The sequence below is a fragment of the Streptomyces sp. NPDC107562 genome, from assembly GCF_055657325.1.
Window position 1 is genome coordinate 31,355 of the sequence record NZ_JBVKBE010000008.1, and the last position, 24,170, is coordinate 55,524.

The following is a 24,170-nucleotide window of genomic DNA, read 5'->3' on the forward strand; positions in this document are numbered from 1 at the left end:
CTATCGACTGTACGGCTCCGGCCGTGCCGTGGGCAGGCGCAGCCGAAGTGATGTGCAGCGCTGTGGGGGGTACGGGCGTACGGCCCGGGGTCGTGGAGGTACGACCGAGGGGTACGGGCGTACGGCCCGGCTCAGTGCTTGGCCGGCAGGAACCCCACCCTGCCGTAGGCCTGTGCCAGGGTCTCCGCCGCGACGGCGCGCGCCTTCTCCGCGCCCTTGGCCAGGATCGAGTCCAGCGTCTCCGGGTCGTCGAGGTACTGGTTGGTCCGCTCCCGGAAGGGCGTCACGAAGTCGACCATGACCTCGGCGAGATCCGTCTTGAGCGCACCGTAGCCCTTGCCGACGTACTTCTCCTCCAGTTCCGCGATTCCCGCCCCGGTGAGGGTCGAGTAGATCGTCAGGAGGTTGCTGACGCCCGGCTTGGCCTCGGGGTCGAAGCGGATCACCGTGTCGGTGTCGGTGACCGCGCTCTTGACCTTCTTCGCCGTCGCCTTGGGCTCGTCGAGCAGGTTGATCAGGCCCTTCGGCGTGGACGCCGACTTGCTCATCTTGATCGCCGGGTCCTGGAGGTCGTAGATCTTCGCCGTCTCCTTGAGGATGTACGGCTTCGGGACCGTGAACGTCGGGCCGAAGCGGCCGTTGAAGCGATCGGCGAGATCGCGGGTCAGCTCGATGTGCTGACGCTGGTCCTCACCGACGGGGACCTCGTTGGCCTGGTAGAGGAGGATGTCCGCGACCTGGAGGATCGGGTACGTGAACAGGCCGACGGAGGCCCGGTCGGCGCCCTGCTTGGCGGACTTGTCCTTGAACTGGGTCATGCGGGAGGCCTCGCCGAAGCCGGTGAGGCAGTTCATGACCCAGGCGAGCTGGGCGTGCTCGGGGACGTGGCTCTGGACGAACAGCGTGCAGCGCTCGGGGTCGAGCCCGGCCGCGAGCAGCTGCGCGGCGGCGAGCCTGGTGTTGGCGCGCAGGTCCGCGGGGTCCTGCGGGATCGTGATCGCGTGCAGGTCGACGACCATGTAGAACGCGTCGTGGGTCTCCTGCAGAGCCACCCACTGGCGGACGGCGCCCAGGTAGTTGCCGAGGTGGAACGAGCCTGCGGTGGGCTGGATTCCGGAGAGCACACGGGGTCGATCAGAGGCCATGTTCACCATTCTCTCAGAGCTGGGGGACAGCTCGTCTCGCAGCGCTGGGGGCCGCATTCCGCCAGGGCGCGGACCGCCTTGCCCACGGGGCCGGGGACCCGCCCTTCTCTCCAGGCCGGAGCCCTTCTCTCCAGGCCGGGGCCGCTCGGGGACCGCTGCGCGACTGACTCGGAACTCGGCACCGCACGGGTGGGAACCGATTCGGGCCGAGCGGTGTAACAAGAGCGTGAGGACGCGGGAGGGGGGCCGCATCGTCGATGAGGCCGCGGTGATCGCCCGCGTACGCGCCGGAGACCCGGAGGCGTACGCGGAGCTGGTGCGTGCCCACACGGGCATCGCCCTGCGGGCGGCCGCGGCGCTCGGGGCCGGTGCGGACGCGGAGGACGTCGTGCAGCAGGCGTTCGTCAAGGCGTACTGCGCGCTGGGCCGCTTCAGGGGCGGCTCGGCGTTCCGGCCCTGGCTGCTGTCGATCGTCGCCAATGAGACGAGGAACACAGTGCGGACGGCGGCGCGCCAGCGCACGCTCGCCGGCCGCGAGGCGGCGTACGCCGGAGCCGAGCCGCTGATACCGGAAGCGGCCGACCCGGCGGTCGCGACACTCGAGACGGAGCGCCGTGCGGCTTTGGTGGCGGCCCTGGACAAGTTGAGCGAGGAGCACCGCCTGGTCGTCACGTACCGCTATCTCCTGGAGATGGACGAATCCGAGACCGCCGAGGCCCTGGGCTGGCCCCGGGGCACGGTGAAGTCCCGGCTGAACCGAGCACTGCGGAAGATGGGGCGGCTGCTGCCGGACCTCCAGCCCCGGGAAGGGGGTGACGAGCGTGGGTGACAGGTCGTACGACGGTGGTCGCGGCACCGGCAGCGGACGCACCGGCAGCGGACGGGGTGGCCGCGACGGCGCGGACCGGCTGCCGGAGGAGCTGCGGGCGCTCGGGCGGTCCCTGGATCCGCCCGAGGCCGGCCCCGAGACGATGGTCGAGCGGGTGCTGGGGCAGATACTGGCCGAGCGGGTACCGGTCCCGGTTCCCGAGCCCCCGGGCCCCACCGAGCGGCTGCGGGCGGTGCGACGGAGGCTGCGGGCCCGCAGGCGCTCCCTGACGGCGGCGCTGTGCGGTCTGCTCGCGGTGCTGGTGCTCACGCCCCCGGTGCGCGCCGCGGTCTTCGACTGGTTCGGCTTCGGCGGGGTCGAGGTGCGGTACGACCCGTCGGCGGAGCCCTCCCCCGGCGCCGACGTGCCCGGCTGCGGCCGGTCCATCCCCCTCACGCAGGCCGCCCGGCGGGTGGGCTTCGAGCCGCTGGTGCCCAAGGCGCTCGGCGCTCCCGAGGCGGTGTCGGTGTCCGGGCTGCCGCGGGGGCGTTTCCTGGTGAGCCTGTGCTGGACCGAGCGGGGGCGCACCGTACGGCTCGACCAGTACGCGGCGGGTCTCGACATGACCTTCGCGAAGACGGTGCGTGAGCAGCCGCAGTGGCTCTCCCTGAACGCCGGCACCTCGGCCGGTGACGTACCGGACACGGCCCTGTGGTTCCCCCGCCCTCATCTGCTCAGCTTCTGGCTGGTGGACGCGGACGGCACCCGCCACACCCGCGAGGAGCGCACGGCGGGCCCCACCCTGCTGTGGGCCGAGCGGACCCAGGGCAGGGAGGTGACGCTCCGGCTGGAGGGTGTGCCGGCCAGGGAGCGAGCCCTGGAGGTGGCGCGCTCCCTGGAGAAGGGCGGAGAACCGGAAGCGGAGGGCTGAACGCCGGGCGAGGGTGCGGCCTTCCGTCCGGTCCCCGAAAAATCTTGCGCACCGGGGACGCGGGATGGGAACCGGCAGGGGTCGGGCGGTGTACCAGAAGTGACACGCGGCTCGCGGGCGGGCCGCACGGGATCGCCCGGTTGGGGGTTGGGATGCGCAGGCATGTGATGTGGTGGAAGAGCAGGCGTCGTGAACTGGCGGTGGTGACAGGGATGTTGACGGCGACGCTCGCCCTGCTGACAGGGGTCGCTCCGTCGGCCTCGGCGGGCGGGCCGACGAGCGTGCTCGTCGCCTCCCCGCAGAGTGCTCAGGCGACGGGGCTGTACAACTCGCAGGAGGAGTACAGGGAGTTGCAGCGCCTGCTGGAGGGCCCCCGCACCGGCTCGGCGGTCAAGCCGCCGGAGGCCGATCTGGCCGCCGGGCGGTTGATCAACGTCACCTGGCTGCTCCACGACATCACGCCCTGGCGGCACGACCAGCTCTACGCCTCCTCGCAGGAGCGGGACATCTGGATACACACGGCGGCCGACCTGCCCCGGACGATGACGGGCCACTGGCACCGAGCCGAGAATCCCACCCAGTTGCTCGCCCTGCTCAAGGACCTGGGCGTCATGGGCCCGGCGTCGGACACGGGCTACGCCGGCGTGGCCCCGGACGACGAGCTGGCGACGGGCCCCGAGGCGGGCGCGGCAGCCGGCACGGGCGCGGATTCGGGCCCCGCGGACGAGGAGGCCGTCGCATCCCGCGTCACGGCCGCCGATCCTGATCGCACCACCGGCTGGTGGTGGGCGCTGCCGGGTGTCGTAGCCGGCGCGGTGCTCGCGCTGGCCCTGCGCCCGCTGGCCGCCCGCATCCCTGCGGCCCGGCTGCGACCGGAGCCCGGTCCGAGGCAGGAGCTGCGTGATCTATGAGACGGCACCAGGAGCGAGAGAGGCGAGGCGGAGAGATGGTCCGGTGCGGGAGACGACGCACGACGACGTGGCTCAGGCTCGCGTCGGCCGCCGCGCTGGCGGTCGCGCTCGGCGGGCTGTCGGCGACGGAGGCGGCGGCCCGGACTCCAGGCTCCCCGGACGTGCCCGATCTGGCGCTGGTCACGGCCGGTGACTCCGGCCGGACGACGGTGCTGCGCTCGGGCGAATCGCGCTTCGCCCGCTTCTGGCAGTTGCTCCAGCCGCTGTATCCGGGAACGGAGCGGGTGCCGGCGCAATGGACGGAGGGCCGGCACCCGCCGGTGCGGATCACCGTCATGTGGGGTCTGACAGGCGTCGGAGGCTATCCCCGGACGAGCGGTGCGCCGGGCGGTGACGTCGCGATCGAGCGCCAGGACCAGCTGTTCCTCGCCGAGGACGGCACACCCTGGGTGCGCACGGACCCGGCGCCGGACGTGGTGGACGACGACATCCGCTGGCACCGGGCACCACGACAGCTGTTCGAGCGGCTGGACGACGCGGGCCTGCTGGGCACGGCCACGAGCGGGGCCGCGCCCAGGACGACGGCGGGCGCGTTACCGGGCATCTGGTGGGCGATACCCGGCCTGGCGGCCGGCCTGGCGCTCGGGGTGGGTGGCACGCGCCTGATAGGCCACGCGGCGGCCCGGCCGGGAGCCGGACCGCCGCGAGTGGAGCGACGTCAGGAGCTGATCGACCTCTGATCGACCTCTGAGCGGTGGCGGGGAGCCGCAGGGTTCGGGCCGCGGGGTCCCGACGGCCACGCGACAGGGCCGCTCCCCCGACCCGCCGGAAGCCTCAGCCGAGGTCGACCTCCGGGTACAGCGGGAAGCCGGCCACGAGGTCGGTGGCGCGGTGGGAGATCTCGTCCGCGACCTTCGGGTCCAGGATGTGCTGGGCCTTGGAGGGCGCGCCCTTGCTGGTGGTGCCGGGCTCGGTGGTGGTCAGCACACGGTCGATGAGTCCGGCGACCTCGTCCATCTCGGCGGTGCCCAGGCCGCGGGTGGTCAGGGCGGGGGTGCCGACGCGGATGCCGGAGGTGTACCAGGCGCCGTTGGGGTCGGCAGGGATGGCGTTGCGGTTGGTGACGATGCCGGACTCGAGGAGGGCGGCCTCGGCCTGGCGGCCGGTGAGGCCGTAGGAGGAGGCCACGTCGATCAGGTTGAGGTGGTTGTCGGTGCCGCCGGTGACCAGGGTGGCGCCGCGCCGCGTCAGGCCTTCGGCGAGGGCGCGGGAGTTGTCGACGATGCGCTGGGCGTAGTCACGGAAGGAGGGCTGACGGGCCTCGGCGAGGGCGACGGCCTTGGCGGCCATGACATGCGGCAGCGGACCACCGAGGACCATCGGGCAGCCGCGGTCGACCTGGTCCTTGAGGGAGTCGTCGCACAGGACCATGCCGCCGCGCGGGCCGCGCAGCGACTTGTGGGTGGTGGTGGTGACGATCTGGGCGTGCGGGACCGGGTCGAAGTCACCGGTGAGGACCTTGCCGGCGACGAGACCGGCGAAGTGGGCCATGTCGACCATGAGCGTGGCGCCGACCTCGTCGGCGATCTCGCGCATGATCCGGAAGTTCACCAGCCGCGGGTAGGCGGAGTAGCCGGCGACGATGATCAGCGGCTTGAAGTCGCGCGCCTGGGCACGCAGGGCGTCGTAGTCGATCAGGCCCGTGGCCGGGTCCGTGCCGTAGGAGCGCTGGTCGAACATCTTGCCGGAGATGTTCGGGCGGAAGCCGTGGGTGAGGTGGCCGCCGGCGTCCAGGGACATGCCGAGCATGCGCTGGTTGCCGAAGGCGTGGCGCAGCTCCGACCAGTCGGCCTCGGAGAGGTCGTTGACCTGGCGGACGCCGGTCTTCTCCAGGAAGGGGGCCTCGACGCGGTCGGCGAGGACGGCCCAGAAGGCGACCAGGTTGGCGTCGATGCCCGAGTGCGGCTGGACGTAGGCGTGGCGGGCGCCGAAGAGCTCGCGGGCGTGCTCCGCGGCCAGTGCCTCGACGGTGTCGACGTTGCGGCAGCCGGCATAGAAGCGGCGGCCCACGGTGCCCTCGGCGTACTTGTCGCTGAACCAGTTGCCCATCGTGAGGAGGGTGGCCGGTGACGCGTAGTTCTCCGAGGCGATGAGCTTGAGCATCTCGCGCTGGTCGGCCACCTCCTGGCCGATCGCGTCGGCGACGCGCGGCTCGACGGCGCGGATCACATCCAGAGCGGAACGGAAGGCGGTGGACTCGGTGGAGAGGGGCTGCTCTGACATCTCGGCCTCCGGGCGGCGTGGCTTACAGCGGTCACGGTTCACGGTTCGGCCCAGGCGCACGGCACTCGCTCACTGCTGCAGGCCGCTCCCCGATGGTCGGTCCCATCCCAGCGCGCCAGTCACGGCCCGCGGCCAGCCTACCGGGCGCGCCGGAAGGTCCAGTTCCCCAGTCCACCATGCGAGCGACGATAGGAAGGGGGGCTCCGTCTCATGTCCGGGAGTCGCCGTGAACGCCACGGAGAGCCACATCGCCGGGTCCGCGGCGCACAGCGCGCACACCTATCACCCGCTGCCCGTGGTCGTGGCCACGGCCGACGGGGCGTGGATGACGGACGTCGAGGGCCGGCGCTATCTGGATCTGCTGGCCGGCTACTCCGCCCTGAACTTCGGGCACGGCAACCGGCGGTTGATCGAGGCGGCGAAAGCGCAGCTGGAACGGGTGACACTGACGTCCCGCGCCTTCCACCACGACCGCTTCGCGGCCTTCTGCACGGAGCTGGCGTCGCTGTGCGGGATGGAGATGGTGCTGCCGATGAACACGGGCGCGGAGGCGGTGGAGGCCGCGGTGAAAACCGCCCGGAAGTGGGGGTACCGGATCAAGGGCGTGCCCGCCGAGAGGGCGAAGATCGTGGTCGCGGCGGGCAACTTCCACGGCCGTACGACGACGATCATCAGCTTCTCCACCGACTCGGAGGCGCGGGCGGACTTCGGACCGTACACACCGGGCTTCGAGATCGTGCCGTACGGGGACCTGACGGCGATGCGGGCGGCGATGACGGAGAACACGGTCGCCGTGCTGCTGGAGCCGATCCAGGGCGAGTCGGGGGTGATCGTGCCGCCGGCCGGCTATCTGCCGGCGGTGCGGGAGCTGGCCCGGGAGCGGGACGTGCTGTTCGTCGCGGACGAGATCCAGTCGGGGCTGGGGCGGACGGGGCGGACGTTCGCCTGCGAGCACGAGGGTGTCGTGCCGGACATGTATGTGCTGGGGAAGGCGCTGGGCGGGGGGATCGTGCCGGTGTCGGCGGTGGTGTCCTCGGCGGAGGTGCTCGGGGTGTTCCGGCCCGGGGAGCACGGGTCGACGTTCGGCGGCAATCCGCTGGCCTGCGCGGTGGCGCTGGAGGTGATCGCGATGCTGCGGTCGGGCGAGTACCAGGCGCGGGCGGCCGAGCTGGGCGGGCATCTGCACCGCGAGCTGGTGGCGCTGCGAGGCACCGGGCGGGTGTCGCAGGTGCGGGGCCGCGGGCTGTGGGCCGGCGTGGACATCCCCCCGGAGTTCGGCTCCGGGCGGGAGGTGTCCGAGAAGCTGATGGACCGGGGTGTGCTGGTGAAGGACACCCACGGTGCGACGATCCGGCTCGCGCCGCCCCTGGTCATCAGCGAGGAGGACCTGGACTGGGGGCTGGCCCAACTCCGCGCCGTGCTGGGTGTGGAGGGGTCCGACGCATAGAGGTCGGGCCGGGGGCCCGCCGGTGCCCAGGACGGGGGCTCGCCGACCGAGGCCGAGGGGGCTCACCGGGCGCCGAGGCCGGGAGCTTCGCCCGGAGACCGGGGGTGGTCGCGGGGGTCAGGGCAGCGCCTTGCACAGGGCTTCCAGGGTGCCCTTCCAGGCGTGGTCGGGTGGGGTCCCGTAGCCGACGACGAGGGCGTCGAAGTGGGGGTCCGCGGCCGCGCGGTGGCGGTAGCGGGACAGGCCGTGGACGGCGACGCCGTGCCAGTGGGCCGCGCGGACGACCGACTGCTCGGTGCCGGGCGGGAGACGCAGGAGGGCGTGCAGGCCGGCCGCGATACCGGTGGCGCGGACGTCGGGTGCGTGGGTGGTGACGGCGGCGATCAGGTCGTCGCGGCGGCGCCGGTAGCGCAGGCGGGCGGCGCGGACATGACGGTCGTAGGCGCCGGAGGTGAGGAACTCGGCGAGGGTCAGCTGTTCGAGCACCCCGGTGGTGGGGCCGCCGGCGTACTCGGCGACCTCCGGTACCAGCGAGGACGGCAGGACCATCCAGGCCAGCCGCAGGCCGGGGGCGAGGGACTTGCTGGCGGTGCCGAGATGGACGACGTGGTCCGGGTCGAGCCCCTGGAGGGCGCCGACGGGCTGACGGTCGTAGCGGAACTCTCCGTCGTAGTCGTCCTCCAGGATCAGTCCGCCGGTGCGCCGGGCCCAGTCCAAGACGGCGGCCCGGTGCGCGGGGCGCAGGGCGTCGCCCAGGGGGAACTGGTGGGCGGCCGTCAGCAGCACGGCCCGGGTGGCGGCGAGGCCGGCGCCGAGGGTGCGCGCCGCCGCTCGCTCGGGACGGGAGTCGAGGGCCTGGGGCAGGGTGCCGTGTTCGTCGAAGGGGAGCGGGAGGGTGCGCAGGCCGGCGCGTTCCACGAGGTCCCAGTGCACGTCCAGGCCGTAGGACTCGACGGCGAGGGTGCGCAGGCCGCGGGTGTGGAGGACCTCGGCGAGGAGGCGCAGGCCCTGGGCGAATCCGGCGCAGATCATGATGTGGTCGGGGTCGGTGCGGACGCCGCGGGCGCGGGAGAGGTAGTCGGCGAGCGCGGTGCGCAGTTCGACGCGGCCGCGGGGATCGCCGTAGCCGAAGGCGTCGTTCGGGGCGGCGGTCAGGGCGCGGCGGGTGGCCTTGAGCCAGTCGGCCCGGGGGAAGGAAGCGAGGTCGGGGGCGCCGGCGGCGAGGCTGTGGGCGGCGCGGACAGGCTCCCGGCGCCGCGGTGCCGGGGGGTCGGGCGGTGGGGGGACGGTGCGGTCGGCGACCCGGGTGCCGGAGCCCTGCCGTGCGGTGAGCCAGCCTTCGGCGACGAGGTCGGCGTAGGACTCGGCGACGGTGTTGCGGGCGATACCCAGATCGGCGGCGAGCGAGCGGGAGGAGGGGAGCCGGACGCCCGGGGTGAGGCGGCCGGTGCGGACGGCCTCGCGCAGCGCGTCGGTGAGACCACGGCGCACGCCCGGCCCGGCCGGTTCGAGGTGCAGGTCGATGCCCAGAGTGGCCCGAGGTTTCGCCATGAAAGTGGACCATACTCCTGGGCTGCCTCGCTCGTAGGGTCGGCGCATGACGACGAACGATCCCGGCGGGAGCGTCGGCCACGCCCCCGCGCCCACCCCGCGTCTGGACTGGGCGGCGCTCGCCCCCGACGTGTTCAAGGCGATGGTCCGGCTGGACGCGGCCACGCAGCAGGGCGTCGACCCGAAGCTGCGCGAGCTGGTGCGGATCCGTGCCTCGCAGCTCAACCACTGCGCCTTCTGCCTGGACATGCACTCCAAGGATGCGCTGGCGGCGGGCGAGAGCGTGGAGCGGATCGTCCAGCTCGACGCCTGGGAGGAGTCGGCGCACTTCTACACGGAGAAGGAGCTGGCGGCGCTGGAGCTGACGGAGGCGGTGACAGTCCTGACGGACGGCTTCGTGCCGGACGAGGTGTAAGCGCGGGCGGCGAAGCACTTCGGGGAGGCCGAGCTGGCACGGTTGATCGCCGTGATCACGGTGATCAACGCGTGGAACAGGTTCGGTGTGACCTGCCGTCCCGTGCCGGGCCACTATCGGCCGGGGCGGCACAAGTGACCGTACGCACCACACATCTGGACCCGGCGGTCCGCACCGCGCTGCAGGGCGTGAGTGCCGCCGCCAAGCGGGGGCTGGGCGATCCCGCGCTCGCCGAACTGGTGCAGATCCGCGCCTCCCAGCTGAACCACTGCGCGTTCTGCCTCGACATGCATCTCTCGATCGCCCGCGGGCTCGGGGTGAGCGCACGGCAACTCGACCTGCTGGCCGCCTGGGAGGAGGCGCCGGAGCTGTTCGACGACCGGGAACGGGCGGCGCTCGCGCTGACGGAGGCGGTGACCGTCCTGACGGACGGCTTCGTGCCGGAGGAGGTGTACGAGCGGGCGGCGGAGCATTTCGACGCGCGCCGGCTGGCCCATCTCGTCGCGCTGATCACCGCGATCAACAGCTGGAACCGGTTGATGGTGAGCCGGCGCATCCCGGTGGGCAGTGTGGAGTGGTGAGGAAGACGGAGACGCTACGCGCGCTGCACCGCCGGCCCGACCCGGCCGACCCCCTGATCCTCCCCGGGCCGTGGGACGCGGCCAGTGCCCGGGCTTTCGTGGACGCCGGCTTCCCGGCGCTCGCGACGCCCAGCGCGGGGGTCGCGGCCTCGCTCGGGTACGAGGACGGGCAGACGCCCGCGGACGAGATGTTCGCGGCGGTCACCCGGATCGCGCGGGCGGTGGACGTGCCGGTGTCGGCGGATGTCGAGGACGGGTACGGGATCGCGCCTCGGGAGCTGGTCGAGCGGCTGCTGGAGGCGGGCGTCGCCGGCTGCAATCTGGAGGACTCCGCCGACGGCGTCCTCAAGGACCCCCGCGCACACGCCGAGTGGCTGGCCGAGGTGCGGGCGGCGGCGGGCGCGAGCCTGTTCGTCAACGCCCGGATCGACACGTTCCTGTACGGGGACGGGGATCCCGAACGGGCCCTTGAGCGGGCCGCTTTGTACGTCGCGGCGGGCGCCGACTGCGTGTACCCGATCGGGGCGCCGCCCGAGGTACTGCCGCTGCTGCGGGCCGGGATCGAGGGACCGATCAACGCGCTCGCGCGGCTGGACGGGGCGGCGGGCCCCTCGCTCGCCGAACTGGGCGAGCGAGGGGCGACGAGGATCACCTTCGGGCCGGGATTCCAGCGCCGCGCCACCGAGGCGCTGCGCCGGATCTCGGCCGAGGTCATCGCGAGGGCGTGAGCCTCAGGACAGCCACTGCTTCCATGTGGACTCGTGGCGGTCCACCCATTTCGCGGCCGCCTCCTCAGGACTGAGCTTCTGCTCGGCGATCATGAGGGAGACCTCGTTCTGGTCCTCAGTGGTCCACCGGAACTTTTTCAGGAATCGGGCCGCCGCCCCGCCGTCCTTCGCGAAGTCGGCGTTCAGGTACTTCTGCAGCGGTGTGTGCGGGTAGGCGCAGGCCACCTTCGCCGGGTCCGCGTCGCAGCCCTCCTTGTAGGCGGGCAGTTTCACCTCGGTCATGGGGACCTTCTTGAACAGCCACTGCGGTGCGTACCAGTAGGTCAGGAAGGGCTTCTTCTCCTTGGCGAACTGCTTGATCTGCGTGATCTGCGCGGCCTCGGACCCGGCGAACACCACCTGGTAGTCCAGGTCCAGGTTCTTCACCAGCGCCTTGTCGTTGGTGACGTAGGACGGGGAGCCGTCCATCAGCTGGCCCTTGCCGCCGCTCTCCGGGGTGCGGAACTGGTCGGCGTACTTGTTCAGGTTCTTCCAGTCGGTGACGTCGGGGTGCCGCTCGGCGAAGTAGGTCGGGACGTACCAGCCGATGTGCCCGGTCACTCCGAGGTCGCCGGCGCCCACGATCGTCTTCTTGTCCTTGACATACCGCTGCTCCTCCTCGGGGTGTCCCCAGTCCTCCAGGAGCGCGTCGACGCGGCCCTGGCTGAGGGCGTCCCACGCGGGGACCTCGTCGATCTGGACGGTGTCGACGTGGTAGCCGAGTTCGTGTTCGAGCAGGTACTGGGCGACCGCGACGTTCGCCTGGGCGCCCACCCACGACTGCACGGAAAGGGTCAGGCTCTTGGTGCCCTGCGCGTTGGCGAAGGGCGAGGCCTGCTTGGTCATGTCGGCGGCACCGCAGCCGGTGGTCAGGGCGAGCAGCCCCGCCGCCGCGAGGACGGTCGTACGCGTACGCATGTCAGGCTCCCTTCTTCGCACGGCGTTCCGTCGGCTGTGTCACCCGGTCGAGCATCAGCCCGAGGCAGACGATCGCGCCGCCGGCCACCAGACCGGTCGCGAGGTCGCCCTGCGCGAGGCCGAAGACGACGTCGTAGCCGAGGGCACCGCCGCCGACCAGGCCGCCGATGATGACGACGGCGAGGACGAGGACGACGCCCTGGTTGACCGCCAGCAGCAGCGCCGGGCGGGCCAGCGGGAGCTGGACCTGACGCAATTGCTGTGCGCCGGTCGCGCCGAGCGAGCGGGCCGATTCCAGGGCGGCGGCATCGACCTGCCGCAGTCCCTGGGCGGTGATGCGCACGACGGCGGGCAGCGCGTAGACGACGGCCGCGGCCACCGCCGGGGCACGGCCGACGCCGAACAGCGCGACGACCGGGATCAGGTACACGAACTGCGGCATCGTCTGGAAGACGTCGAGGACGGGGCGCAGGGCACGCTCGAAGCGTTCGCTGCGGGCGGCCGCGATGCCGGTCGCGAAGCCCAGGACGAGGGTGACGGCGACGGCGGCGAGGACCTGGGAGAGCGTGTCCAGGGACGGCTCCCAGACGCCGAGGACACCGATCGCGGCCATGGCGAGCACGGCGGTCAGGGCGGTGCGCCAGGTGCCGATCAGCCAGGCCAGGGCGGCGACGACGAGCAGCACCGACCACCACGGCAGCCCTTGCAGGCCGTCGCGCAGCGGGTCGAGCACCCAGGTCGTGAAGTGGCCGGCCCAGTCGGCCGTGCCGCCGACGACCGGGACACCGGAGTACAGATGGGCGGTCATCCAGTCGACGGCACGGTTGACGGGCTCGGCGATGTTCAGGGTCCAGGCGTCCGGCCAGTCGGCACGGCCCAGCAGACGGGCGGCGACCGCGGCGGCCACGGCGCCGGCCAGGACGTAGGGCCGGCCGGCCTGCGGGCGCTCGCCGGTGCCGCTGCCCGCGGCCCCGGTGACGCGGTCCAGCACGACGGCCAGGAGCACGATCGGGATGCCCGCGGCGAGGGCCGCGCCGACGTCGACCGAGGCCAGCGCCTGGTAGACACGGTCGCCGAGACCGCCGGCGCCGATCACGGAGGCGATGACGGCCATGGACAGCGCCATCATGATCGTCTGGTTGAGGCCGAGCAGGAGTTCCTTGCGGGCCAGCGGGATGCGGGCCGTCAGCAGGCGCTGCCGCGAGGTGGCGCCGAGCGACTCGACCGCCTCCAGGACGCCCTTGTCGGCGCCGCGCAGGCCGAGGGCGGTGAGGCGGGCCATGGGCGGGGCGGCGTAGACGACGGTGGCCAGGACGGCGGCGGGTACGCCGATGCCGAAGACCAGGACGACCGGGAGCAGATAGGCGAACGCGGGAAGCACCTGCATGGTGTCGAGCAGCGGGCGCAGCGCGCGGTCCATACGGTCGGACAGTCCGGCGGCGAGGCCGAGCAGGGCGCCGACGACCACGGACGCCAGCACCGCGACGACCATGAGGGCCAGGGTCTGCATGGTCGGCACCCACATGCCGAGCAGGCCGCAGGCCAGGAACGCCGCGGCGGTGCCGAGCGCGAGCCGCACACCCGCGACGCGCCAGGCCAGGAAGGCGCCGAGCGCGGTGACGCCCAGCCAGCCGATGGCGAGCAGGCCGAGGTAGACGGCGCGTACGGACAGCACGACCGCGTTGCTGACGTGGCCGAAGAAGTAGAGGAACAAGGGGTGGCTGTCCCGGTTGTCGATGATCCAGTCGCTGGCGCCGGTCAGCGGCTGCGTCAGGTCGACGGTGAGCGCGTCGGGCCAGCTCCCGCTCGCCCAGCGGGCGTCGGCCAGCGGTACGAGGATCGCGGCGGCCAGGGCCAGCAGGACGAGCTTGACGACGACACGGTTCCTGAGCAGGGCGGGGACGGCACGGGGCGCCGAGGCGGTGACGGTGGCCATCACACCACCTCCTTGCTCGGCCCCGGGACGGTACGGGGTTCCGTACCGGCCACGACGCCCAGCAGCCCCTCGTGGTCGACGACCCCGAGGCAGCGGCCCTGGTCGACCACACGGACCGGTCCGCCGCTGCGCGCGACCGCCTCGATGGCCTCGGACACCGTCGCCGTCGGGGCGACCGCCGGTCCGGCCCCCGCCTCCTCCGCGGACGCGGGCCGCATGGCGGTGCGCACGGTCAGGACCTGTTCGCGGGGCACGTCGCGGACGAACTCGCGGACGTAGTCGTCGGCCGGCGAGCCGACGATCTCCTCGGGCGTGCCGAGCTGGACGATCCGGCCGTCGCGCATCAGGGCGATCCGGTCACCGAGCTTGAGCGCCTCGCTCAGGTCGTGGGTGATGAAGACCATCGTGCGGCCCTCGTCGCGATGCAGCCGGACGACCTCCTCCTGCATCTCCCGCCGGATCAGCGGGTCGAGGGCGCTGAACGGCTCGTCGAAGAGCAGCACCTCCGGGTCGACGGCCAGCGCACGCGCGAGGCCGACCCGCTGCTGCTGGCCGCCGGACAGCTGGCCGGGCCTGCGCTGCTCCATGCCGGCGAGGCCCACCTTGGCGACGACCTCGGCCGCCTTCTCGCGCCGCTCCGCCTTGCCCATGCCCTGGATCTCCAGGCCGTAGGCCACGTTGTCGAGGACGGTGCGGTGCGGGAGCAGGCCGAAGTGCTGGAAGACCATCGCGGCGCGGTGCCGGCGCAGTTCGCGCAGCCGGGCCCGGTCCATGGCGCGGACGTCCTCGCCGTCGATGGCGATGGTCCCGGCCGTCGGTTCGATCAGCCGGGTCAGACAGCGCACCAGGGTGGACTTGCCGGAGCCGGACAGTCCCATGACGACGAAGACCTCGCCCTTGCGCACGTCGAAGGAGACGTCGCGGACGGCGGCCGTGCAACCGGTGCGGGCCCGCAGCGCGTCGGCGGGCAGGGCGGTCAGTTCGGGGTCGGCGGGCACCCGGTCGGACTTCGGTCCGAAGACCTTCCACAGTCCGTCCACCGAGAACACGGGGGCGTCCGCCCCGGTGCTGCCGACGGCGGCCTCGCTCACAGTGGTGTCGGTCATCACGCGCCCCCTCCGATCAGTTCCACGGCCCGTTCCCCGACCATCAGCACTCCGATCATCGGGTTCACGGCGGTCATCGTCGGGAACACGGACGCGTCGGCGATCCGGATGCCCTGCAGTCCCCTGATCCTCAGCTCCGGGTCCACCACGGCCAGTTCGTCGGTGGCGGCGCCCATCCGGCAGGTGCCCGCCGGGTGGTACACGGTGTGCGCGACCTTGCGGGCGTACTCGCCGAGTTCCTCGTCGCTCGTGACGTCCGGTCCGGGGCACACCTCGCGCTTCAGCCAGCCAGCCAGCGGCTCGCTCCGCGCGATCTCGCGGGCGATGCGGATGCCGTCGACGAGGGTGCGGCCGTCGTAGTCGTCCTCGTCGGTGAAGTAGCGGAAGTCGAGCGCGGGCTTCTCTGCGGGGTCGGCGCTCTTCAGGTACAGCCGGCCGCGGCTCTTCGGCTTGGGGATGTTCGGGGTCATCGAGACACCGTGCGGCGGGCGTTCGTAGCCCAGTCGCTCGGGGTTGTCGGTGAAGGGGATCTGGTAGAAGTGGAACATCAGGTCGGGGCCCGCGTGTTCGGGGTCCCGGCGCACGAACAGGCCCGCGTCGGAGTCCATCGCGGAGTTCTCCGGGATCGGTCCGTCGGTCTCCCAGACGATCACCGACTCGGGGTGGTCGAGGAGGTTCTCGCCGACGCCGGGCAGGTCGAGCGCCACAGCTATGCCGAGCGCCTCCAGGTCGGCCTTCGGGCCGATGCCGGAGTGGAGCAGCAGCCGGGGCGAGTCGACCGCGCCCGCGCACAGCACGACCTCCTCGCGGGCGCGCACGAGGATCTCCTCGCCGTCCTTGGTGCGCACATGGACGCCTTCGGCGCGGGTGCCGTCCAGCTCCAGCCTGTACGCCCAGGTCTCCAGCAGGAGCGTCAGGTTGGGCCGCTCGTCCATCACCGGGTGGAGATACGCCACGGACGCCGAGGAACGCTTGTTGGTCTCGGGGTGGTAGGCGAGGTCGAAGAAGCCGACGCCGTCGGTGAACGGCTTCTTGTTGAAGCCCTCCACGCGGGGCACGCCGAGCGCGGCCTGGGCGGCGTCGACGAAGTCGCGGGCGATGGCGTTGCGGTCCTTCTCGTCGACCGGGACGATGTTGTTCTGGAGCCGCGCGTAGTACGCCTCCATCTGCACGGCGCCCCAGCCCTCGGCGCCGGCCGCCTCCCACTCGTCCCAGTCGGACGGCAGCGGCTTGAAGGCGATGAGGGTGTTGTGGGAGGAGCAGCCGCCGAGGACCCGGGCGCGGCTGTGCCGGATGTGGGAGTTGCCGCGCGGCTGTTCGGTGGTCGGGTAGTCGTAGTCGAGCTCGCCGCCGAGCAGGCCCATCCAGCGGCGCAGCGTGAGGACGTCCTCGCGGTCGACGTCGCTCGGGCCGCCCTCGATGACGGCGACGGTGACGTCGGGGTTCTCGGTGAGGCGGGCGGCGATCACGGAGCCGGCGGTCCCGCCGCCGACGACGACGTAGTCGTAGCTATGGGTGTTCTCGGACATGGGGTCGTAACTCCGGTGTTCCAGTGGGGGGTGGGGACGGGGGCGGGACGGGCCCGCGGACCGGTGGCGTGTGGGGCGTGTGCGGCGCGTGTGCGGCCCGTCGGTGGCCTCAGCCCGCGAACCAGCGCACCGGCTTGGGTGCGAGGTTCTGGTAGACGTGCTTGGTCTCGCGGTACTCGGCGAGCCCGGCGGGTCCGAGTTCGCGGCCGACGCCGCTCTTGCCGAAGCCGCCCCACTCGGCCTGCGGGAGGTAGGGGTGGAAGTCGTTGATCCAGACGGTGCCGTGCCGCAGCAGCCCCGCGACCCGGCGGGCCCGTCCCGCGTCGGCGGTCCAGACGGCGCCGGCCAGTCCGTACTCGGTGTCGTTGGCGAGGGCGACGGCCTCGTCCTCGGTGCGGAAGGTCTCCACCGTGAGGACGGGACCGAAGACCTCCTCACGGACGACCTTCATCTCGCGGTGGCACTGGTCGAGCACGGTCGGCTCGTAGAAGTAGCCGGTGGCGGGCCGGGACGCGCCGGGTTCGGGCCGCTTGCCGCCGCAGCGCAGCACCGCCCCTTCGGCCAGCGCGGAGGCGACGTACGACTCCACCTTGGCGCGCTGCTGCTCGGAGACGAGGGGGCCGCACTCGACGCCGGTGCCGGTGCCGCGGCCGAGGCGGATCCTCGTTGCGCGGTCGGCGAGTTCGGCGACGAAGCGCTCCCTGACCGACTCCTCGATGATCAGGCGCGCGCCGGCGGAGCAGACCTGGCCACTGTGGATGAACGCCGCGTTGAGGGCCTGGTCGACGGCGGTGTCGAAGTCCTCGTCGGTGGCGCAGGCGTCGGCGAAGACGACGTTGGGGTTCTTGCCGCCGAGTTCGAGGGCCACCTTCTTGACGGTGGGCGCGGCGGCCGCGGCGACCTTGGTGCCGCTGACCAGGCCGCCGGTGAAGGAGACCAGGTCGACGTCGGGGTGTTCGGCGAGACGGGCGCCGACGGTGTGCCCGGGGCCGGTGACGATGTTCGCGACCCCGGCGGGCAGGCCGGCCTCGGCGAGCAGGTCGATCAGGGCGACGGTGGTCATCGGCGTGATCTCGCTCGGCTTGACCACGAAGGTGTTGCCGGCCGCGAGCGCGGGCGCGATCTTCCAGCTGGCCTGGAGCAGCGGGTAGTTCCAGGGCGTGATCAGCGCGCAGACGCCGACCGGTTCGTGCACGACGACGCTGTGGATGTCGGGCGAGCCCGCGTCGACGACCCGGCCGGCGCCCTCGCCCGCCACCAGGTCGGCGAAGTAGCGGAAGGCGTCGGCCACGCAGTCGATGTCGACCCGGCCCTCCTCGACGGTCTTGCCGGCGTCGCGGCTCTCCAGCAGGCCGAACTCCTCGCGGTCGCGGACCAGCAGGTCGGCGACGCGGCGCAGCACGGCGGAGCGCTCGGCGACGGGGGTGCGGGGCCACGCGCCCCGACCGCCGTCGAAGGCGCTGCGCGCGGCCGCGACGGCCAGGTCCGTGTCCTTCTCGTCCCCTTCGGCGACCACGGCGAACGGCAGGGCGTCCACGGGGTCGAGGATCTCGCGCGTGGCACCGGAGGCGGCGGGCAGCCACTGTCCTGCCACGTGGATGGTGTCGCGCGCCTGAGGCACCTGGTTCTCCGCTCTGTCCGACATGCTCGGTGTTGCCTTCCGTTCCTGTTCAGGAGTGTGAGCGCCTGCCCGTACCCCTTTCAGGCATGCGCAATCGATGGCCGAAAGTGTGCTGCGTCACGGCGAATTCCGACATACGCCAGTAATTCGACACGCCGGATCCCTGGACCCGCCCCCGACTCTTTGACTAAAGTCAAAGGAATGGAGGCAGTGTCCGAGCATGTCGCAACCTTCCGCCGCTTCAATCGCTACTTCACCCGCCGCATCGGCGCCCTCGACGACCAGTACCTCGGCCAGAACCGCCCCCTCGGCGAGGCCCGCCTGCTCTTCGAGATCGGCGACGGCGTTCCGCTACGGGACCTGCGCGCCCGGCTCGGCCTGGACGCCGGCTACCTGAGCCGGATGGCGAAGGCGCTCCAGGCGCAGGGCATGGTCCGGCTCAGCGTGCACCCCGGCGACAACCGGGTGCGCATGATCGAGCTGACCCCGGCCGGCCGCGTCGAAGTCGCCGAGCAGAACCGCCGGGCCGACGCCTTGGTCCGCGGGATGCTGGACGGCCTCACCCCGGCCCAGCGTGCCCGCCTCACGGAGGCGATGACCAGCACGGAACGCTTGCTGCGTCTGGCCGGCATCAGCGTCGAACGCGTCGACGGCGCCTGCCCGGACGCCCGCGCCGGCCTCGCCGCCTACGCGGCCGAGCTGGACGAACGATTCCCCGAGGGCTTCGACGCCACGGATCTCGTCCGCCCCGAGGAGGTGTCCGGCGACGCCGGTGCCTTCTTCGTGGCGTACGAGGACGGGCGCCCGGTCGGCTGCGGCGGGCTGCGCCGGCTCGCGCCCGGCGTGGGCGAGATCAAGCACGTCTGGGTCCACCGGGACGCCCGGCGCCTGGGGCTGGCCCGCCGGATCCTCGCGGAACTGGAGCGCGAGGCGCTCGGGCGCGGCCTCGGCACGGTACGGCTGGACACGCACTCCGTGCTCACGGAGGCGCAGACCATGTACCGGGCGGCCGGCTACCGGGAGATCCCCGCCTACGCCGAGCACGTCTACGCCGGTCACTGGTTCGAGAAGCGGCTGCGCCGGACCGGCTGACTCCGGCCGACGCCTACGCGTCCTTCGCGACCGCCGACTTGGCCAGCTGCACGGCGCTCAGCAGGCTCAGACCGGGCGCCGCCTCGCGCAGGTGCTTGATCGCCGCGATCGAGTCGGCCGGCCCCTCATAGCCGACGGCGGCCAGCCGCTCACGCACCCAACGGGCGCGGACGTCCGTGTCGGTGGCCGCAGCGGCCCGCTCGGCCAGCGCCACGGCCCGCTCCAGGCCCGGCCGTTCCTCCGGTGCCGCGTCGGCCAGAGCGCGGCGCAGCGCCGCCACCGCGACATCGGCGTCGCGCACGAAGAGGATCTCGGTTTCCGGGTGCTTCCCACGTCCGAACATCGGGCCATCCTTGCCGCCGATCCGCCTGCCGGGCCAGGGAGTTGAGCAGCTTCTGAGCCTCGTGGCCGACGACGCCGCTCGCGAGGGGGGACAAGGGGGAAACGACGACCCCCGGTCCATGGCTGCGGACCGGGGGTCGTACGGCTGGTGACCGAGCAGGTCAGATGAGGCCGAGGCCGCGGACCGCCTCGCGCTCCTCCTCCAGCTCCTTGACAGAGGCGTCGATGCGGGCGCGCGAGAACTCGTTGACGTCCAGGCCCTGGACGATCTCGTACTTGCCGTCCTTGCAGGTGACCGGGAAGGAGGAGATGAGGCCCTCGGGGACACCGTAGGAGCCGTCGGACGGGATACCCATGGAGACCCAGTCGCCCTCGGGCGTGCCGTTGACCCACGTGTGGACGTGGTCGATGGCGGCGTTGGCGGCGGAGGCGGCCGAGGAGGCGCCGCGGGCCTCGATGATGGCGGCACCGCGCTTGGCGACGGTCGGGATGAAGTCCTCGGCCAGCCACTTCTCGTCGTTCACGACCTCCGCGGCGTTCTTGCCGGCGACCGTGGCGTGGAAGATGTCGGGGTACTGGGTGGCGGAGTGGTTGCCCCAGATCGTCAGCTTTTTGATCTCGGAGACCGGCGTGCCCGTCTTCTTCGCCAGCTGGGTCAGCGCGCGGTTGTGGTCCAGGCGGGTCATCGCGGTGAAGCGCTCCGCCGGTACGTCCGGGGCGGCGGCCTGGGCGATCAGGGCGTTGGTGTTGGCCGGGTTGCCGACCACGAGGACCCTGATGTCGTCGGCGGCGTGCGCGTTGATGGCCTGGCCCTGCGGCTTGAAGATGCCGCCGTTGGCCTCCAGCAGGTCACCGCGCTCCATGCCCTTGGTGCGCGGGCGGGCGCCCACGAGGAGGGCGACGTTGGCGCCGTCGAACGCGACGTTCGGGTCGTCGCTGATCTCGATGCCCTGAAGGAGCGGGAACGCGCAGTCGTCCAGCTCCATCGCGGTGCCCTCGGCGGCCTTGAGGGCCGGGGTGATCTCCAGGAGGCGGAGCTTGACCGGCACGTCCGCGCCGAGCAGCTGGCCGGAGGCGATGCGGAAGAGCAGGGCGTAACCGATCTGGCCGGCCGCGCCGGTGACGGTGACGTTCACGGGAGTGCGGGTCATGGCGTTCTCCGTATGACAGCTGGCGGTGGGGCGTCCCTGCCCCGGCTTTTTTTGATCGATCTCTTGGCGTCAAGAGAGATCCAGCGGTCAGGCTATCGCGCCTCCGGTATCCCGGACGTCCGGGTCGGTGTGGCCCGGCCCACAGAGCTCGGGAAAGACCCGCGGGGCCGACGAGAAGAACGGCGGCCGCCCGTCCGGGAGAGGAAAGACGGGGCGACCGCCGGGTGGGGGTACCGTTGCCGGACTCCCGTGGGGGTACTGTGCGCGTGCCCGGGATCGCCGCACGCATGCGTGCGGCCGGCGACTTTTTCACGACGTCTTCCGGGCACCTTCACCGTCGTTCTCCGGGCACCCTTCACCGGCGTCTTCCCGGCACCTTTCACCGCCGTTTTCCGGGCATCCTTCGCCGGCCCCCTTAGCCGACGTCTTCCCGGTACGCGCACCGGTCCCCGTCTCCGTCGCCCCTACCGCGTGCAGCCCCGCTCCCCCGACGCGAGCGTCGCGCACGCCGTGGCCTCCTGCGGGTCCTCGACGGCGATCATCGGGGTGTACGCGAGGGTGTCACCGACGGCCGTGACCGAGCCGCTCCGGCTCGTGCCGCCGACCGTCACCCGGACCTCGTCGCCCGGCACGGCCTGGGTGACACGGCCCCAGGCAGCCCCGCAGGTCTCGCTGTAGCGGACCTCGACGACCGCGGCCCCGACGGTCGCCGACCGGGCGGTGGTGACCAGTTCACCGCTGCACCCCATGGCCTCCGCGTCCTTGCCGGTGCACCCGTCCCCGGCGCACTTCACGCCGGGTGGCAGATCGAGGTCGGGCGTGGCGGACGGGGACGGCGAGGCGCTCGTGGCGTCCGCCCTGTCCGCGGCGTCGCCGGTGACGTGATGCACGGCACCGGCGGCGGCGACCACGACGGCGGCACCGACGAGGAACATCGCGAGCCGCCGCCTGCCCGTACCCCCGGAAGGGCCGCCCGGCGGGTCCTGCGTCGGCGCGCCGGGGCCCGCTGCCCCCGCACCCGACGCCGGAGCCGCCCCCCTGCCGGCTCGCGCGCCCGCGCGGGGCGGTCCGCCGCGTCCCGCGAGTCCCCACGAGTGCACGCCCGGCCGGGCCCCGGCGTCCCGGGCGTCGGCTTCCGACGCCGTCGGCTGGGCCGGAACCGTCGGGGAGACCCCCGCCGGGCCCGCGATGCCCGGTGTCGCCGTCGCGCGGCCGCCCTTGCGGGCCGTCCTTCCCCGGGCGGTGCCCGGGGCCGCGCCGAACTCGCCCAGTGCCGCGCGGGCCTGGGAGATCCGGAGGGCCTCCATGGTCATGTCGTGCCGCATCTCCGAGCGGCTCCAGGCCCGTTCGGCGAGCTCCCACATGGTCGTCAGATGGATCGGATCGGTGCCGGTGACCTCGGCCAACGCGACGACCGCGCCTTTGGGCGCGAGCAGCCGGCCGTTGAGATAGCGCTCCCAGGACGTCCTGCTGTACCCGGTGCGGTCGGAGACCGCGGCGACGCTCAGACCGCTGCGGTCCACGAGCCGCCGCAACTGCCCGGCGAATTCACTGATCTGCGGATCGAGTTCCTCCGGCAAGGCCTTCCAACGAGGCATCGCTTCCCCCCTGTTTCCCCCCGAGTGCGCCACTGCGGCGCGGGACGTCCCGGACCGTCCCCGATCGGGCAGATTAGCCGCGCCCCGCAGCGCCTTGAACCGGCTTCCCGAAGCTGTCCATACATCGACACAACGGGCACACACCGGTGACCTCCGACGTCCCGGCGGTACGCAACGCACCCAGACGCCACCGGCCCCCGGCTGTCGCGGAGCGCGGACACCGTAGCGGAACGGTCACTTCCGTGCCACAGCGCGCGGACAACCGTTGAACAGGCCGTTCGTCGTGCGGGAGTTTGGGTGCGACGGCGGCCCGTCCTGCCTCGGGGGAGGGGATGGGCCGCCGTTTCCGTGCGGGGCGTCGGGGCGCGGTCAGCCGCGCACGGTGAAGTGCAGGGTGTCCTTGAGGAACGGGACCTCCAGCCACGGGTTCGGCTGGGCCATCAGCGCCAACAGGACGATGGCCAGGCCGAGGACGCCGTAGGTGGCGATGTCGGTGAAGCGGGAGCGTACGGCGAGCATGCCGACGCCGGGCAGCACCCACCGCAGCACGGCTCCGCCGACCAGCGCGACACCGACGAGCAGGGTGCCGATCCGGAACGCGTCGAACGCCGTCAGCAGCAGGCCGAGACCGACCAGCCCCAGCACGGCGAGCATCGGCCACTGCCGCGCGGGCGCGGGCGCGTCGCCCCCGGCCGCCCGGCCGCCGCCCTCGGGTCGCGCCGTGTCCCGCGTGAACAAGGGGAAGCGGCGGGTGGCCCGCCGGGGCGTGCCGTCCTCGTCGACAACGCTGATCGCGTCCCGCACGACGAGCTCGGCACCCTCGTCGGCCCCGTCCGCGGCCTCCTGGTCGGGCGCGGAGCCGTTGCCGCAGACGCCGTTCGGCGACGCCTCCTCCAGCGACACACCGCCGCCCCGCGGCACGCCGCCTTGCGACGCACCACTCCGCGTCGCGGCTCCGTTGTGCGCCGCGGCTCCGTTGTGCGCCGCGGTGCCCTGTCGCTCGGTGGTCCCGTTCTCCTCGGGCGGCTCAGCCGGCACTGCGCTCCGCCGCCTCGACCACGTTGACGAGCAGCTGAGCCCGGGTCATGGGACCGACGCCGCCGGGGTTCGGGGAGATCCAGCCGGCGACCTCGGCGACATCCGGGTGCACATCCCCGACGATCTTGCCCTCGGCGCTGCGCGAGACGCCGACGTCGAGGACGGCCGCGCCCGGCTTGACGTCCTCGGGCCGCACGAGGTGGGCGGACCCGGCGGCGGCGACGATGATGTCGGCGCGCCGGAGGTGGGCGGACAGATCCCGCGTACCGGTGTGGCACTGCGTCACCGTCGCGTTCTCGCTGCGCCGGGTCAGCAGCAGCGGCATCGGCCGGCCGATGGTCACGCCCCGGCCGACGACCACGACCTCCGCACCCTTGATCTCCACGCCGTAGCGGCGCAGCAGCGTCAGCACGCCGTTCGGGGTGCAGGGCAGCGGCGCGGGCTCGTTCAGGACGAGCCGGCCGAGGTTCATCGGGTGGAGGCCGTCGGCGTCCTTGTCCGGGTCCATGAGTTCGAGGATGCGGTTCTCGTCGATGCCCCGGGGAAGCGGCAGCTGCACGATGTAGCCGGTGCACGCCGGGTCCTCGTTGAGTTCGCGCACCACCGCCTCGATCTCCTCCTGCGTCGCCGTGGCGGGCAGCTCGCGCTGGATGGAGGCGATGCCCACCTGCGCGCAGTCACGGTGCTTGCCGGCGACGTACTTCTGGCTGCCGGGGTCTTCCCCGACCAGGATCGTGCCGAGGCCGGGCGTGACGCCCTTCTCCTTCAGCGCCGCCACGCGGGCGGTCAGATCGGACTTGATCGCGGCTGCGGTGGCCTTGCCATCGAGAATCTGGGCGGTCATGGCCCCATCCTCCCGGATGACCGCCTCCCGGTTCCAATCCGGGTCGCGAGGGGCCCGGTCCCGGCGTTTCCGCCCATGATCGGCGATGTTGCACTTGCACAACACATAGGGAATGCGGCTGGACAAGCAACCCATGGCTGAAGAACGATTGTGGCC

At 72.6% G+C, this 24,170-nt stretch carries 21 protein-coding genes, 1 pseudogene and 1 riboswitch; of the genes and pseudogenes, 9 read left to right on the forward strand and 13 right to left on the reverse strand.

The features are described from left to right. Positions 1 to 131: 131 nt before the first annotated feature. The gene (trpS, locus tag ACZ7LV_RS22215; protein WP_471941551.1) at positions 132 to 1,145 is read right to left on the reverse strand and encodes a tryptophan--tRNA ligase; all 1,014 of its coding nucleotides are present in this window, start codon (positions 1,143 to 1,145) and stop codon (positions 132 to 134) included. Between the two features lie 226 nt (positions 1,146 to 1,371). Here trpS and ACZ7LV_RS22220 point away from each other — a divergent pair, with 226 nt between their 5' ends. From ACZ7LV_RS22220 to ACZ7LV_RS22235, 4 genes are all read left to right on the forward strand, one after another. Next, positions 1,372 to 1,974, forward strand: coding sequence for an RNA polymerase sigma factor (locus ACZ7LV_RS22220; protein ID WP_401680062.1), 603 nt, complete (start codon positions 1,372 to 1,374; stop codon positions 1,972 to 1,974). After that, positions 1,967 to 2,884 carry a hypothetical protein gene (locus tag ACZ7LV_RS22225; protein ID WP_471941552.1) on the forward strand — a complete coding sequence of 306 codons (918 nt, stop codon included), beginning with the start codon at positions 1,967 to 1,969 and terminating at the stop codon, positions 2,882 to 2,884. Before ACZ7LV_RS22220 ends, ACZ7LV_RS22225 begins: the two co-directional genes overlap by 8 nt. 212 nt (positions 2,885 to 3,096) lie before the next feature. Continuing rightward, entirely contained in the window at positions 3,097 to 3,795 is a 699-nt protein-coding gene (locus ACZ7LV_RS22230) for a hypothetical protein (RefSeq protein WP_471941950.1), read from the forward strand. Between the two features lie 35 nt (positions 3,796 to 3,830). Beyond that, positions 3,831 to 4,535, forward strand: coding sequence for a hypothetical protein (locus tag ACZ7LV_RS22235; RefSeq protein WP_471941952.1), 705 nt, complete (start codon positions 3,831 to 3,833; stop codon positions 4,533 to 4,535). Positions 4,536 to 4,629: 94 nt separating this feature from the next. Here ACZ7LV_RS22235 and ACZ7LV_RS22240 read toward each other — a convergent pair whose 3' ends face one another. Continuing rightward, a complete protein-coding gene (locus ACZ7LV_RS22240) occupies positions 4,630 to 6,078 on the reverse strand; it encodes a glycine hydroxymethyltransferase (RefSeq protein ID WP_471941554.1) in 1,449 nt (482 codons plus the stop codon). Positions 6,079 to 6,119: 41 nt separating this feature from the next. Then, positions 6,120 to 6,211: riboswitch (ZMP/ZTP riboswitch) on the reverse strand. A 93-nt stretch (positions 6,212 to 6,304) separates the two neighbouring features. Here ACZ7LV_RS22240 and rocD point away from each other — a divergent pair. Then, complete coding sequence (rocD, locus tag ACZ7LV_RS22245) at positions 6,305 to 7,525, forward strand: ornithine--oxo-acid transaminase (protein WP_471941556.1); 1,221 nt, start codon at positions 6,305 to 6,307, stop codon at positions 7,523 to 7,525. Positions 7,526 to 7,642: 117 nt separating this feature from the next. Here the strand turns inward: rocD and pdxR are convergent, their stop codons facing one another. After that, the gene (gene pdxR, locus ACZ7LV_RS22250; RefSeq protein WP_471941557.1) at positions 7,643 to 9,076 is read right to left on the reverse strand and encodes a MocR-like pyridoxine biosynthesis transcription factor PdxR; all 1,434 of its coding nucleotides are present in this window, start codon (positions 9,074 to 9,076) and stop codon (positions 7,643 to 7,645) included. A gap of 46 nt (positions 9,077 to 9,122) precedes the next feature. Here pdxR and ACZ7LV_RS22255 point away from each other — a divergent pair. The 3 genes and pseudogenes from ACZ7LV_RS22255 to ACZ7LV_RS22265 all read left to right on the forward strand — a co-directional run bounded on the left by ACZ7LV_RS22255 (position 9,123) and on the right by ACZ7LV_RS22265 (position 10,800). Continuing rightward, positions 9,123 to 9,629 (forward strand): annotated as a pseudogene (locus ACZ7LV_RS22255) (carboxymuconolactone decarboxylase family protein). Next, positions 9,626 to 10,072 carry a carboxymuconolactone decarboxylase family protein gene (locus ACZ7LV_RS22260; protein ID WP_471941559.1) on the forward strand — a complete coding sequence of 149 codons (447 nt, stop codon included), beginning with the start codon at positions 9,626 to 9,628 and terminating at the stop codon, positions 10,070 to 10,072. The pseudogene ACZ7LV_RS22255 and the gene ACZ7LV_RS22260 overlap by 4 nt, the downstream one beginning before the upstream one ends. Beyond that, positions 10,069 to 10,800, forward strand: a complete 732-nt coding sequence (locus ACZ7LV_RS22265) for an isocitrate lyase/PEP mutase family protein (RefSeq protein WP_471941561.1) — start codon at positions 10,069 to 10,071, stop codon at positions 10,798 to 10,800. Before ACZ7LV_RS22260 ends, ACZ7LV_RS22265 begins: the two co-directional genes overlap by 4 nt. 3 nt (positions 10,801 to 10,803) lie before the next feature. Here the strand turns inward: ACZ7LV_RS22265 and ACZ7LV_RS22270 are convergent, their stop codons facing one another. From ACZ7LV_RS22270 to ACZ7LV_RS22290, 5 genes are all read right to left on the reverse strand, one after another. Continuing rightward, a complete protein-coding gene (locus tag ACZ7LV_RS22270; RefSeq protein WP_471941563.1) occupies positions 10,804 to 11,757 on the reverse strand; it encodes an ABC transporter substrate-binding protein in 954 nt (317 codons plus the stop codon). Position 11,758: 1 nt separating this feature from the next. Continuing rightward, positions 11,759 to 13,693 (reverse strand): ABC transporter permease, encoded by a 1,935-nt coding sequence (locus ACZ7LV_RS22275; RefSeq protein ID WP_471941565.1) that lies wholly within the window; start codon positions 13,691 to 13,693, stop codon positions 11,759 to 11,761. Next, entirely contained in the window at positions 13,693 to 14,799 is a 1,107-nt protein-coding gene (locus ACZ7LV_RS22280; RefSeq protein ID WP_471941567.1) for a quaternary amine ABC transporter ATP-binding protein, read from the reverse strand. Before ACZ7LV_RS22280 ends, ACZ7LV_RS22275 begins: the two co-directional genes overlap by 1 nt. Continuing rightward, on the reverse strand, positions 14,799 to 16,328 hold the full coding sequence (locus ACZ7LV_RS22285; RefSeq protein ID WP_471941569.1) for a GMC family oxidoreductase: 1,530 nt from the start codon (positions 16,326 to 16,328) through the stop codon (positions 14,799 to 14,801). The genes ACZ7LV_RS22280 and ACZ7LV_RS22285 overlap by 1 nt, the downstream gene beginning before the upstream one ends. Positions 16,329 to 16,437: 109 nt before the next feature. Next, complete coding sequence (locus ACZ7LV_RS22290; RefSeq protein ID WP_471941571.1) at positions 16,438 to 17,973, reverse strand: aldehyde dehydrogenase family protein; 1,536 nt, start codon at positions 17,971 to 17,973, stop codon at positions 16,438 to 16,440. A 177-nt stretch (positions 17,974 to 18,150) separates the two neighbouring features. On the opposite strand from ACZ7LV_RS22290, the gene ACZ7LV_RS22295 reads away from it, so the two are divergent. Next, positions 18,151 to 19,041: a GNAT family N-acetyltransferase gene (locus tag ACZ7LV_RS22295; RefSeq protein ID WP_471941573.1), complete on the forward strand. Its 891-nt coding sequence runs from the start codon at positions 18,151 to 18,153 to the stop codon at positions 19,039 to 19,041. A gap of 13 nt (positions 19,042 to 19,054) precedes the next feature. Here ACZ7LV_RS22295 and ACZ7LV_RS22300 read toward each other — a convergent pair whose 3' ends face one another. From ACZ7LV_RS22300 to ACZ7LV_RS22320, 5 genes are all read right to left on the reverse strand, one after another. After that, positions 19,055 to 19,384, reverse strand: coding sequence for a hypothetical protein (locus tag ACZ7LV_RS22300; protein WP_471941575.1), 330 nt, complete (start codon positions 19,382 to 19,384; stop codon positions 19,055 to 19,057). 160 nt (positions 19,385 to 19,544) lie between these two features. Then, positions 19,545 to 20,534: a malate dehydrogenase gene (locus ACZ7LV_RS22305; protein WP_471941577.1), complete on the reverse strand. Its 990-nt coding sequence runs from the start codon at positions 20,532 to 20,534 to the stop codon at positions 19,545 to 19,547. Between the two features lie 464 nt (positions 20,535 to 20,998). Beyond that, the gene (locus tag ACZ7LV_RS22310) at positions 20,999 to 22,132 is read right to left on the reverse strand and encodes a helix-turn-helix domain-containing protein (protein WP_471941579.1); all 1,134 of its coding nucleotides are present in this window, start codon (positions 22,130 to 22,132) and stop codon (positions 20,999 to 21,001) included. A 369-nt stretch (positions 22,133 to 22,501) separates the two neighbouring features. Beyond that, positions 22,502 to 23,170, reverse strand: a complete 669-nt coding sequence (locus ACZ7LV_RS22315; protein WP_471941581.1) for a DUF3017 domain-containing protein — start codon at positions 23,168 to 23,170, stop codon at positions 22,502 to 22,504. Then, complete coding sequence (locus tag ACZ7LV_RS22320) at positions 23,160 to 24,014, reverse strand: bifunctional methylenetetrahydrofolate dehydrogenase/methenyltetrahydrofolate cyclohydrolase (protein WP_401680011.1); 855 nt, start codon at positions 24,012 to 24,014, stop codon at positions 23,160 to 23,162. Before ACZ7LV_RS22320 ends, ACZ7LV_RS22315 begins: the two co-directional genes overlap by 11 nt. Positions 24,015 to 24,170 lie beyond the last annotated feature (156 nt).